The 13,323-nt window shown below is 46.3% G+C and carries 9 protein-coding genes; 5 read left to right on the forward strand and 4 right to left on the reverse strand.

What is annotated here, in order from left to right; genetic code table 11:
* Positions 1-39: 39 nt before the first annotated feature.
* On the reverse strand, positions 40-900 hold the full coding sequence (locus tag AC58UX_RS05370) for a DMT family transporter (protein WP_497250241.1): 861 nt from the start codon (positions 898-900) through the stop codon (positions 40-42).
* Positions 897-3,128 (reverse strand): hypothetical protein, encoded by a 2,232-nt coding sequence (locus AC58UX_RS05375; protein ID WP_497250243.1) that lies wholly within the window; start codon positions 3,126-3,128, stop codon positions 897-899. The genes AC58UX_RS05370 and AC58UX_RS05375 overlap by 4 nt, the downstream gene beginning before the upstream one ends.
* Before the next feature lie 146 nt (positions 3,129-3,274).
* Here AC58UX_RS05375 and AC58UX_RS05380 point away from each other — a divergent pair, with 146 nt between their 5' ends.
* From AC58UX_RS05380 to AC58UX_RS05395, 4 genes are all read left to right on the forward strand, one after another.
* The gene (locus AC58UX_RS05380) at positions 3,275-4,651 is read left to right on the forward strand and encodes an extracellular solute-binding protein (RefSeq protein WP_497250245.1); all 1,377 of its coding nucleotides are present in this window, start codon (positions 3,275-3,277) and stop codon (positions 4,649-4,651) included.
* 46 nt (positions 4,652-4,697) lie between these two features.
* Positions 4,698-4,961: a hypothetical protein gene (locus AC58UX_RS05385; protein ID WP_497250247.1), complete on the forward strand. Its 264-nt coding sequence runs from the start codon at positions 4,698-4,700 to the stop codon at positions 4,959-4,961.
* A 372-nt stretch (positions 4,962-5,333) separates the two neighbouring features.
* Positions 5,334-6,773, forward strand: a complete 1,440-nt coding sequence (gene pdxR / locus AC58UX_RS05390; RefSeq protein ID WP_497250249.1) for a MocR-like pyridoxine biosynthesis transcription factor PdxR — start codon at positions 5,334-5,336, stop codon at positions 6,771-6,773.
* A gap of 37 nt (positions 6,774-6,810) precedes the next feature.
* On the forward strand, positions 6,811-8,001 hold the full coding sequence (locus tag AC58UX_RS05395; protein ID WP_497250251.1) for a helix-turn-helix domain-containing protein: 1,191 nt from the start codon (positions 6,811-6,813) through the stop codon (positions 7,999-8,001).
* A gap of 35 nt (positions 8,002-8,036) precedes the next feature.
* Here AC58UX_RS05395 and AC58UX_RS05400 read toward each other — a convergent pair whose 3' ends face one another.
* Together AC58UX_RS05400 and AC58UX_RS05405 are read right to left on the reverse strand one after the other, a co-directional pair.
* A complete protein-coding gene (locus AC58UX_RS05400) occupies positions 8,037-8,984 on the reverse strand; it encodes an aldose epimerase family protein (protein WP_497250253.1) in 948 nt (315 codons plus the stop codon).
* Positions 8,981-12,319, reverse strand: a complete 3,339-nt coding sequence (locus AC58UX_RS05405; RefSeq protein WP_497250255.1) for a DUF5107 domain-containing protein — start codon at positions 12,317-12,319, stop codon at positions 8,981-8,983. Before AC58UX_RS05405 ends, AC58UX_RS05400 begins: the two co-directional genes overlap by 4 nt.
* 109 nt (positions 12,320-12,428) lie before the next feature.
* Between AC58UX_RS05405 and AC58UX_RS05410 the strand changes: the two genes are divergently transcribed.
* The gene (locus AC58UX_RS05410) at positions 12,429-13,319 is read left to right on the forward strand and encodes a helix-turn-helix domain-containing protein (RefSeq protein WP_497250257.1); all 891 of its coding nucleotides are present in this window, start codon (positions 12,429-12,431) and stop codon (positions 13,317-13,319) included.
* The last annotated feature ends 4 nt before the right edge of the window (positions 13,320-13,323 follow it).

Consider the following 13,323-nt stretch of genomic DNA (forward strand, 5'->3'; position numbering starts at 1 on the left):
ACACGTCCCAATCTAGGGGAAGCCACAAAGGCTATCCCCTTAAGTTTTTTTCATCGAAGTTACCAATGACACACCAAAAACAAGGATGACCGAACCGACCATTTGGGCAAGGTTAACACTAGTTCCCAGCAGGAGGAATCCAATGAGCATGGCGATGAACGGCTCTAAATTAATATAGCTGGCAGCGCGGCTTGCTCCGACTACTTTGACTTGGTAGGCCCAGATTAGCGAACAGATTGCCTGAATGACTACCGCGGATAGCAAAAGCAAGCCCCAAGCCCATATATGGCTGCTAACATACGTATCAGGTTCTGAAACAATAACGACGGGGTAAAGCATGCTGGTGCCGACTGCGGTGCTATAGACGGTGATGACAAAGGGATCCAGCTTTTCTGCTATTTTTTTGGTCTGGATAATAGAAACGCTGAATGCAATCATCGAGATGTAAATCAACCAGATTTCCATATTGAATTGAATCCCTTTTCCAAAGCCGATGACCAAATAAATACCGACAAGCGCTAGAATTGACCCAACAGCAATACGCATGGTTAGGGCTTCTTTCAGAAAAAAGGCCGCTAAAATAGCGGTCGTAATGGGAACCAACGCGATGATTAATGCAGCGGTCGTCGCGTCGGTTTCTTTTAACCCGAGAAAAAAGGTGCCATGATGGATTAAGATAGCTGTGACCCCGAGCGGCAACAATTGCTTCCAGTGCTTCCAGTCGATCCGGACTAATTTTCGCGTGACCAGCCCGTAGCTCAATAGAACTAGGATGGATAATGTCAATCGTAACGCAGCGAGCAACAATGGTGAAAACTCCTGTGAAAGCATGGAAGCAAACACAAAATTGCTACCCCAGAGCGTTACACAACACAAGAGCAATACGTCTGCCCGTTTCAAAACACACGCTCAATTCGAATCGCATGATGCAGCCCGACGCCATATCCTGAGGACGCCTGGTCTTTGCCGACGACCTCGAAACTCAGCAAATGCTTGCCTTTAAGCAACGTTGTCTGACCTAGCGAAATTCGCGTGACCGGTAAAGAGATTTCCGCATCACAATATTGATTAACCGGTGCGCCAATCGAGATACCGTCTATATATGCCTGAACAATTCCCCTATCCCGTCCCATGGAATAATCCGCAAACAGTTCGACCCTACATGTATTCTCTGGCCATTGGAATTCCATTTCAACCTTTTGCCCCACCTCAAAAGCCTTACAAACCCGACCATTTCCGATATGCTGCTCCGGCTCGAACGGCAATCCCCCTGTCTGCCAAGGGAATAAGCATTGAACCTGGTACAAAAACACACTCGATTTCGTAGTATCAATCGCTTCTTCATTCACGTAGGATTCCGCCTCTGGCCACGGACTCTCTACCACCTTCGCCGCGATATCTTCTGCAAATGGAAACAGCAGCCTTGCCCCGAAAGAAAGAAAATTGGCGCTGTTCAGTGGCGTTTGTAAAGAAAAAGGCAAGGTATAACTATGCAAACGGTCGCCATAGCTTCCCGTTGTTGTTCGTGCGAATACCGATTCGCCTTTGACCTGGAGCCAGCATGCCAATTCGCTATCTGGATTCTCTGATCCCTGCCTGTCAAACGTCTCATCACAATGTGCTGCGTAGCAAATGCGATACGTTTCGCCGGTCAGTAGTAGCTCAAATGGCAGCACAATGCCTTCCGTCAACTGCTTCTTCGTAATCAGAATCGTTCGGTCCGTTTCGGGGTCAGGCCGCCAATCAGAAACCTGCTTATCCGGAGGCAACAATCGGCTTACTCGCAGAGGAAATTCGTCTGGCACGGAAAGACCTTCCGCTAAGTCATCCTTGAAACGAACGTTAGGCAACGTTGGACCCATTACGTGGACATATGTACTGAACATCAGCTCGCTACCCGGTGCAGGTTGACCGTCGTAAACTTTTGCCATTTTCATATAAGCTTTGCGCTGAAAAAGACCGGACATGGCGGCATATTTGGCCTCCATCTCAGACAGACTGCGCTCGAATGGCGTAATGTCCGCACCAGCTTTGTACAGATACACCAGCGCGATCATGCTGCATACGATACAGACGATATCATGGGACCTGTATCTCCGCTCATTCATCGGATTTTCCGCCCCATCGTAAAACCATCTGCCGTCCGTCTCCCACTCGCGGATGATGTACCATAATAAACCGCGCGCGTATTCCAATAATTGACCCTTTATAAGTGGGTCGGATTCGTAGTATCCGGTTTTTGCAACCGCCATCGCGACTAAAGCGACTACGTTATCGGTCGCATCGACGACCGGATTTCCGACAGAACTACCCGTTGGATTATACTCGGTCCAATAATACACACGGCCATTCCAAACCCCTTTATGAAACCCGTAACGGGGAACTTGGTTCATCACAAACGATTTGGCATCTTCCAAATAGTGCTGTATACCAGTTCGCTCATACATATGGACATGGAGGGAGGCGATGGCTGAGCAAACGTGATGGTCGGGCTCGTGAAGACTCCAGTTATAGCCATATCCGTCCAACCATTCCCAATCAAACACATAATCCCAGCCTCCAGCCCATTCGGGACGCGGATGTGACTCCTCGGGATAGTACTTTTCCACAAAATCATTCGTTCCGTCGTCTTTCCATCGTGTAAATCGGAGAAAGGCGAGCAGTTCTTCAGCACGGCGCCAGAAATGTTCATCCTCGGTTAATACATAAGCAGGCAAATATTCCTGCAAAACATAATCATGCATGCGTCTTGGATAGTAACGGCTGCTGTAGGTGAGGGTTTGTTTATCATGACCGGTCATGAATGGTTTAAAAGGTAAAGATGCATCAACGACTAAGCGTTCCTCGACATTTTTTCCTATGGCGTTGGAGACGACTGGTGTTTCAGCATCCCTTTTAACCGTGTCATTGGCCACATGGAACGTCACATGCTTTTCTTCCATTTCCGTCAATCCCCAAAAAAACGAGCGAAACAAAGGAACCGTCCATATGTTATGAGGTGATGGTTGCAGGGATAGTACAGGCAGCTTACTCCAAAATTCCTCTGGCGTAAGCATTTCATTGATATCTTCCACATCGAAAACTACGTAGGGTTCGCCATATGCGTTCTTTACAATTGAACTTGTCATTCCCACTCCTCCGCTTCGTATTTCCAAAATACAAACATGTATCATACTTGTATCGTAATTGAAACTCGATTAAAATACTAGTGAAAATGTTTTTTCTTTTTAAGCTATAATGGAACAACCAACTATGAATGAAAGAATGATACAAGATGAGACGAGAAAGCAAATTCCGGTACTCCCAGCTGGCTGCCATTTTACGCGAACAAATCCTTTCCGGTTATATTAAGCCTGGTCAATTTCTATTGTCTGAGCACGAATTGTGCAAACACTATCAGATGAGCAGAACGTCCGTCCGAAAGTCGTTAGAAGAATTGCTGAAAGAGAACTTGATCGTTAAAAAAGCAGGACAAGGCACGATTGTTGCTCCGGATCTCGTCATCCCAGAGACACAGCGGAAAACGCTGCGCATCGTGGCTACCTCTCCTTCCCATTTTGCCGATATCGCTATGCCGTTGATTATTGAGAGGTTTCAACAAGAGCACCCGAACGTCGACGTCAAACTGCTGAGCTTGCCTTCACATGATTTCTGGACGTCCATCCGGACGAGCAGTGAGATGGGGCTGCAGCCCGACATCATCTTTGTCACCGACCGACAGGTTATGGAGGCTGATGTAGCGGATTCCTTTATTGATTTACGCGAGCCGCTGAACGAAAGTCTATCAACCATGTATCCTAAAATGGTAACGGCCTTCCGCCGTGAAGATGCCGTAATCGCTGCGTCGGTTACTTTTTCACCCGTTTATCTGGCGTACAATCCGAATTTATTTGATCAATATAACGTGCCTAGGCCGGATCCAAATTGGAGCAAAGAAGATTTCATTCGTGCTGCTCAGCAGCTTTCTGTAGATACAGATGGCGATGGCATCGTAGATCAATATGGGCTGTCCCTTCATTCCTCATCCAGCCGCTGGCCTGTATTTGCCCTGCAGAACGGTGTCAAATTCAACAGCATGATACATAATGAACCACTTGTGAAGACGTTAACCTTTATGCACGATCTCCTTTATCGGTTGCGGATCGCTACGTTATCGTCGATGTATCAACCGAGCGCAGAAGCGTTTATCCATGAAAAAGCAGGAATGGTGCTTACCACATCAATCGAATTGGCTGGATGGCGAAACGAAAATCTAAACTTTGAGCCACAAGTGGCCGCTCTCCCTTTTGGCGATCAGAAAGCTACGCTGCTGTTGGCCAATGCTTTTATGGTGCCATCTCCATGCAGCGATGTGGAACTAGCCGTCCAATTTCTTCAAACAGCTTTCGACCCCAACGTACAGGAAACGATCAGTCGAACCTCACAGTTCTTATCTGTTGTGAAGTCGGTCAATGAAAAGCTATGGGATAAGGATACGCTTCAATCGCTGAACATCGTGAACGACACGATCGAAAACAGCTATTTTCAGCATGAGGTCTTTACGGATTGGACGATTCTTGAAGAGCTGGAGGATGAGATGGGGTTGTATTGGGCTGGGTTGGAATCAGCGGCGGTACTTGCTGAGAGGGTGCGGGGAAGGCTTTTCACATAATTGGATGGATAGATCCGTTTGGTAATTGGATGGTTACATGAGATGGATGAGCTGGTACTATGATTCTGAAGAACATAAAGGAGTGATGCATATGTCGTTATACTTTTACTATATTATCTTTACTGTCATTTTAATTTTCGGTGGAGTAGCAACCTTAGCGATCGGACACTCGAACAAAAATAAAGAAGGTAATCCGGGATATGATCGCCAAACAAAAAGCATTTTCGTTAATCTTTCGCTATATTATGCGATTATCATCCCTTTAGGATTGTTAGCTTTGATCATATATATTGTCAAATTTGTGATGTAGTCCGATAATTTAGACTAAAGAACCTTAGTTCAGTGAGCCACTGACTAAGGTTCTTTATTTTTTATGCTGAGATATGACGTTCATTTTCACGTTCATCTGCACGGATAAGACGAGCCCCGCCTATAGCGATAAGTAAAGGAGACGATACAAACGCTATACAAAGTATTATAAAAGATATCAAAGCTGCCACTGGTCCATCTCCTCTCTCAAGTTGATAACAGTATCATAAATTTGAAGAGGACGAATGTAACCAACCAATTTATTAATTTTTATCCCATCCATTACACATACAATCCGTTATTTTTCATAGATAAGTGGTATTATATATGTAAAAATTAGTTGGTTTGATCTACTATTCAAGGGGATATTAAGATGTGGAAACCTGATCGCAATTGTAAAAAAGCGCTATACGAGCAAATTGCCGACCATCTCGAGCAAAGAATATCATATGGGGAATTTCCACCAGGTAGTTTGCTGCCCTCCGAACGGAAACTTGCTGAACAGTTTGATGTGAACCGCAGTACCGTTATTTCGGCTTTCGGGGAACTCCGAGCTATGGGGATCATTGAAAGCCACACGGGCAGCGGAACTCGGGTAAGTTCATCCAAATGGGGGGCCACTCCAAAACATACGCCAAACTGGAGTCGGTTTGCTGAAGGAGGAAGCTTTCTTCCTAACCTGCCTTTTCTACGGAGGATTCGAGAAGCGCTAGCTCAAAATCCTTCATTGATCGATTTTGCGAGCGGTGAACTATCGGCTGATCTTGCTCCCACGGATGAAATCGCGGCATTAATGAGTACAAGCGCATACACGTCCTATTTGGGTTATGTTAACCCTCAAGGTTCAATTCCATTACGTGAGGCTTTAGTAGATTATCTGAACAAGTACCGCGGCATTCGAACAACGGAATCTTCCATTCTAATTACATCAGGCTCTCAGCAATCGTTATTTTTAATCACGCAATGTCTTCTGTCTCCAGGTGATGCTGTGGCCATTGAAGATCCTTCCTACTGCTATTCGCTGCCCATGTTTCAATCAGCTGGTCTTCGCTTGTTCCGTCTACCCGTCGATAAGCATGGCGTGCAGCCAGAAGACATTCGCACTTTATACAAGAAACATCGTATTAAGATGGTGTTCTTAAATCCGAATTACCAGAACCCAACGGGAGCATTACTAAGCGAAGAAAGGCGTAAACGTCTTCTTGATATCATTAGTGAATTGGGACTTCCTGTTGTGGAAGATGATCCATATAGCTTAACCTCTTATGACGGCGTCCCTCCTTTGTCGCTCAAATCAATGGATACGACGGGTTCGGTTCTGTATATTGGTTCTTTCTCCAAGATCGCCGCTTCTGGCCTACGGATCGGATGGATGGTAGCGCCTCGTTCCATTGTTGAAAGATTAGCCGATGCTAGACAGCAGATGGATTTTGGATTAAGCATCATACCGCAGCAGGTAGCTGGACAATTTTTGCAGTCCGATTATTTCGGTCCACATTTGGAGCGCTTGCGTATGAAGCTTCAATTTAAACGGGATTTACTCATCGAAGCCTTAGAGAAGGAACTTTCAGGTCTAGTAGAGTATGTGGTGCCAGTCGGAGGCATTCATTTTTGGTGCAAATTGATTCCGAATATTCCAGACAGTGTTTTGTTAGAAGAATGCATGAAGCAAGGAGTCGTCATGGTACCTGGGAGTGTGTATGGTTCCGATTCGGGTTACGTACGATTTACATTCGCGAGGGCGAAGACAGAGGAGATTGCAGTGGGAATATCCAGATTTGCTAAAGCAATACGTCAATTGATACAATGTTAATATTATAGATAAAACTTTTAGGTCTTGGAGCGTTCACATGAGGGCAGTCGAGGAAAAAGCAAGATGTTATCATTATCTACATGGGATTGATGTTATTGGAGCCGATCAGGATGGTCAGCTTCTTTTTGCATGCATTCATCCGGAAAGACAAAAGCTGTTTTCCAACACACTGCTAATCTTGAAAGAGATGGTCACGGTCATGGCGCCGGTTGATCATCCTTATTTCTCATTTTCTACACCAGATTCAAGTGTGTTTCATGCATTGTCCGTTGTGATTGACAATAAAAAGTTTTTTCTTATTTCTGGACCGATTAACGTGGCTTATCCAGAAAAGGATAATGATGGAGAGATTCCTTCCAAAAATGAAAAAGAAGTTAAGTATTTGGGTCAGTTACTTTATTGGTTGTACGTCCAAGATGAGGAGCATCTGATACCGACGCCGATGACGTATACGATTACACATACACCCTCTCCCCTTGCAGTCCCTGAGGTTTCTCTAGTCAACTTATATTACGAACGTGAAGCCCTGCATATTACGCTCGAGGAATACGAGTGGTTAAAAAAACATATGAAAACCGGCGATGTCTCCGTCGTTCAAAATGAATTGGATGCCATGTCCAGCTTTCAAGAAGGTGTAAACCGATTCGAGCTTGCGAGCGGGGATGTCCTTCGCTCCGCCAAAAATCATTTCATCTCGACGTGCGCTATTGTTTGCCAGATAGCCATTGAAAGCGGCGTTGAAAATGAGTATGCAAGAACGCTTGCTTACAAAATAGTCGTAAGAGCGGAGAGCTTGGGTTCGAGAGCCCAAATCGTCTTGCTTATGAAAGAGATGATTTTACAATTTACGGCCGCAATCAAACAGTTTGCCAATCCCCAATACTCAGCCTTAGTACGAGAAATTATTCACTATTTACATATCCATTTCTTCGAAAAGCTCTCGTTGAACGACGTGGCGAAGAAATTCGGCAAGCATCCTTCTTATATTTCGAATAAGATCAATATGGAAACAGGCCAGTCTTTTAGCGACAATTTGAATGAAATTCGAATTGCCGAGAGTAAGCGTCTGCTCACTGACTCTACAAAGTCGATCCATGAAATTGCCGTCGCAGTCGGCTTTGATTATCAGAATCACTTTGCCAAAGTGTTTAAGAAGGTGACAGGTGTTACGCCATCCGAATATCGAAATAAGCATAGAGTGACTTCGTCTGAGCTACTCGACAAATAAAAAAGCGGGGCTCTAAGCCCCGCTTTTTCTCGTTATCATGTCTGACTGGCTTCACGCCAGTCTCCTGCACCCAGGCATAACTTCAAATGCCATTCATAGCATCCTTTTGGCGGTATCAGTTGCGCCGTTCCGTTAGCAATCGCAGTTTCCAACGAATCGTAATAACCGATACTCGGCTCCAACGCGCAGGTTGCGCGATCATTAAACATGCCTTCATCCATCCAAACGCCGAAGTAAGATACCTTGTCTGTCGGGACGGAAACGAGCAAATAGTTGCCGCTTTCCTCTCCATAAAGCCCGGACCAGCCCTCTGGCACCCGACCTCTAAAATAAAACTTCCTTGCATCTCCTGTAACGAGTGGGGAAAGCTGAGATTGAGCATGCCATGCATACGATTCACCTGCGTGAAGCGTTTGACCTCCATACACGCACAGCATTTCCTCAATTGCTTCTGGAAGGAGAATTTGCGTTGGTTCAGTGATCGAAAATTGTGGGTGCGGTACCCAAAGAAAAGGCATCTCTTCGTAAGTGTCGTTCTCTACACAGTAGTCGAGTCGAACGCAATCCGCCGATGGGAATGAGATTCGTCTTGTAAATCGATATGGGAGCTTAGGACTTCGAAAGATGCAATCAACCGCATGCCCCTTGATTTCATACTCGCACGGCAACGCCCAAAGCTCGCCATGATCCGGCAGCAGCCGATTCGTCTGCCCGCCAGACTGACACACATTAATCGTTGGAAAGCACTCATCCCAACCGCTCATGTCCCAATCCGTGAAGGTCGAGCCATACTCCGGCTTCCGCAATGGTCGATCACCTGAGTCCAGCATCCATTCCTTACCCGTTGGTTTATACGCGATGGAAACTAGCTTGCCCCCTAGCTCTGGCACCATTTCCAAGCGGATGTGTGAACTCTCGAGCGTTAATGAAAATAAACCCTTAAAGTCACCAGTTGTTATTTGCACCCTGGTTTCTTGTTTCATCTGCACATCGCCTGATGGATACGCGCGCCTGTGTGGTTGGCTTCAATACGAAGCGCTTGCTCAAATTGCTCATCAGCAAGCTTCCGATTTCCAAGACCAAGATGACCTAGCCCCATCATGTAGCGGCAGTGAATCTCATTTCGTACATTCAATTGATCTTCAAACACAAGGAAGTCAGGAAGCGAAACGGCGAAATAATCAAATTTCACGTCATCAAACAGATGCTTCTCCGCATAATCGATCAGCTTGTTAAAACGGCGCTTCGCCTCATTGTCGTTGCCGAGCTCAAGCCAAGCCATACCTTGATAGAAAATCATATCTGGCGGCTGATCGTTGTAATACATGGCGCTAGCCGGCTCCTCCAACCCTTGAGAAGCAATCATCCAACAAGCCTTCGCTTGCTCCAATTCATTCAGACCTTGATGTGCAAGTCCAAGATAGTAATAAATGTTGTTTTCTTGTGCACCTGACAGCTTGCCTTCGCCAAGATTATCCGGGTAAACCAGCGCTTCCCGCAGGAAATTAACCGCTTGTTCGTAACGTTTTTCAGCCAAAGCTTTTTTGGCTAATTCAACATGACCAAACACATGCTGGCCGGTTACTTTGCCTTCTCCGCCCTCCCATGGGTGGAACTTCCGCTCTTTCATGGCTTGAACAGCCTGCTCATGATGCCCTTGCGTATTCAGCAATGTGATGTACTCGACATAGAGATCATCGCGTTTGGTCAAAAGTGATTGATGCTGCTCTAGGTTGCTGCAGCGGAATTCTGGCTGATATCCAAGCTTTTTGTACAGTTGATCCAGCTCATAGAGAACGCGTGCATCTTGCTGATTACAAGCAAAAGCCTTCTCCATGGAAGCCAGCGCACTGACCGCATCTTCGCGTTTATTGAAATAAGCAAGCGACAGATTACGATGCACCGTTGCAAAATCACTCTGAATCGCTCGCGATACTTCCCAATGGTGGATCGCATCTTCGTGCCTTCTTTTGTCATAATACCAGTTCCCTAAATAGTAATGCGCTTTGGCATCATTGGCAACGGAAGCAATCGTGCTCGTCAACACTTGCAAGTCGAACAAGCTATTCGGGAAGCAGTAGTCTGACGCGGCCGCTTGGCCAGCTCTTCTATATCGTTGAGCGTTATTGTGATCCCCTAGCTGTTCATAACAGAAGCCTAAAGTGTAAGGAAGCATCGGGTAAGCCGCTGTATCATCATTCGGCACGATGCGCTCGATCAAGTCAATCGCTTCCGCATACAAACCGCAATTCACATAATCCGCTGCCAAATTCAAATAATTATGAGCATCCCCGCGCATGAAGCGAAGTAGCTCTGATTTCGCTGTGTCTGCAGACGCCACGTCGCCTTGAGCAGAGAGCAATAAATAGTTCTCATTCGCAGCCCCAAAATCCGCGATATCTAGCGCAAGCGTCTCCTGTACATAAGTCATTGCCGCTTCTACATTGCCTAACTTCCTTAGAAGCGCAGCTTTCAGATGGCGCGCTTTGTAATTGCGCGAGTTGCGGACGAGCGAACGCTCCACGAGCTCGAGAGCTTCTGCGAAAGCTCCTTTGTGACAAGCAATTTGCGCCAATAAGAAGTAGGCGGGATCCTGCCAAGCAGCGGTCCAAGTAGACTTGTATAGGGCAGCAAAGGCTTCCTCTAAGCGTCCTTGCAGCTTCAAAGCGACACCTAATTGATAATACGATTCGCTGTCGTACGGATTCGGATTCCGCCAGGTGAGCGACTGTATCGCCGTACGGAAATGTGCTTCTGCTTCGGCGAACAAGCCGCGACGCAGCAACAGTGTGCCGTAAGCCACATTTATTCGGCTGTCACTTGGGTCCCGTTTCAAGCCTTCCAAATAATAATCCGCTGGCTCAAACGTCGCGTGTCGGTACTGCTCAAGGTGCAGCCCGGCCAAATACAGCTGCTCGTTCGTTTTCAGCTCCTCTGGTGCTTGAAGCGGCTTCGCTGCATCTGGGACTTGCTCAATCGACGGCTTCGCTGGCTGATAAGCAATGAGCACGCTGCCTGCCGCATCCCGCACAATGAGCCTCAAATCATGTGGCTGATCGATATCGTCAAGCGTGATGACCGATTTGAACGTGTTTGTCGGTGAAAGGCTGACGACTTCTTTCAAATAGGTTCTTTGACTTCCTTTTAGCTCCACGACAGCTTCGTTGAATACCGATGTAGCATAAGCCATAACGACTGCTTCGCGCGCTTTCTCGTCAACTTCTAAGTTAACCGCTGCTTCAATGGATGCGTTCTTAACAACACCGATATTTTTATAAGGCATAAAATACTGTTTAAACGACTTCTCCTCATACGGCTGCAACCACGTAAAATCCGGCTGATTGTCCGTGTAAACGCCCGTCATCAGCTCGATATAAGGCCCGTCCTCATCCGTCAAATTGCGGTCCCACGCTTGGCCGAACTCGCCGTTCCCCCATGTCCATTGCTTTTTGCCTGGAGAAATATGGTGGTTCGCTACGTGCAGCAAGCCCGCTTGAACACCATGATCATAGCCGCCGACGAAATTATAATCCGACTTGTACGCCATGTACGAAGTAGGTACTGGAATATTTTTGTAACGGGAAATATCGACGCCTGCGGAATAATCCATTTTGTAGTACGTGCCCGTTGCAATAGGAAACCTAGAGACGTCGCGCTTGCCATGGTCGAATACAGCCGTAACGTCAGGCGGGAAAACGGATTGTGTATGTTCATTGACCGCAACGGCAGGGTTCGCCCACCATAAGAACGTTTGCGGCTCTTGTGTACGATTATAAAGCTGTGCGGCAATTTCCAGATACGCTTTGCCTGGATATAGCGTGAAGCCTGCAGTGACTTTCGTTCCGTACATACGATCAATTTCACTGACCCACACGGTCGCGCTTCCATCTTCTTGTTCAGTCAGCTTATATTCAACGGGACCGTACGTATTTGGACGGTGATGCTGCGGCCAGTTGAACTCGATGCCCCCGGAAATCCATGGACCTGCAAGGCCAACTAGTGCCGGTTTAATGACCCGGTTATAGTAGACAAAATCATAATCATTGGTTTTGTCCAAAGCACGATAGATGCGCCCACCTAGTTCCGGCATAATTTCAATACGAACATATTCGTTTTCTAAAATGACGAGACGGTACGTTTGCGGCTTTTTCTCATCTTCAATTTTATCAATAACAGGATGCGGATATACTTTACCTGAGCTTCCTTGATACACACGCTTTTCCAAGAACATCGGATTGCGATCTGGCTCGCCGACACCGTAAGTCGGAATCGAAGCATTTTCTTCCCATACGCGAACTTTCTGACTCAATGTGATCACTCCTTCATCTAATTGTCTTTACTTTACCTTGTACGAGAGCAAACGCCAATTGACAAAACACTTAATATAATGGATTATATTCTTATTTAAGTGAGAGGATAAAATCACCTTGGATACGACTAGAAAGCAAGAAGGCTTTGCAGAGGAACGACTCTTTGTCCTCCCCGAATACATGCAGACGGAACTTTCCCGATCCGAACTAACCCGTGATTTATTTATCAGCGATATTGGGTACTTCCCCCATGCTGAGCATCATTATCGGGAACGACCGGAAGGAAGTAATGCCCACATCTTCATTTTTTGCTCGGCAGGAGAAGGTTGGATTGAATTGAATCAACAGAAATCGATTCCTTTGACCCAAGATCACCTTGCTGTCATCCCAGCCAATACGCCGCACCGATACGGAGCATCAACGCATGCACCATGGAGTATATACTGGTTTCATTTATTAGGTGAACATGTACCCGCCTTTCTGCACATGTACGGAATGGATGCTGGACCTGTTCAGCTGCCGATCGGTTCACAGACCGAGTTTAGGGACATATTTGATCAGTGTTATGTCCTGCTCTCGGACAAGACCTACTCGTTGCCTGTCCATACACATGTGTCGCAGTCCATTCGCCAACTGATCAGCAGCATCGGGATTAGCGCAGGTAAAACAGCCAAAGACAAAAAAAGAGAGCAATATCTGGAACTCGCCATCCGATACATGAATGATCGATTGGAGGGTTCCATTAAGCTCCCTGAATTGGCTATGCACACTGGTTTGTCAAAACAGCATTTAATTTTGTTATTTAATGAAGAAACAGGCTTCCCGCCGATTGACTATTTTCTTCGGATGAAGATCCAAAAAGCAGCACAGATGCTTAGCTTAACTGGCCTATCGATCAAAGAAATCGCCGCCAGCATCGGCATAACCGATCCTTATTATTTTTCGAGACTGTTTAAGAAAATAACCAACTCCTCCCCTACCGCCTATCGAAACGTTCCGAAGGGGTAGTGAG

The sequence above is a fragment of the Paenibacillus sp. J22P90 genome (genome assembly GCF_059692195.1).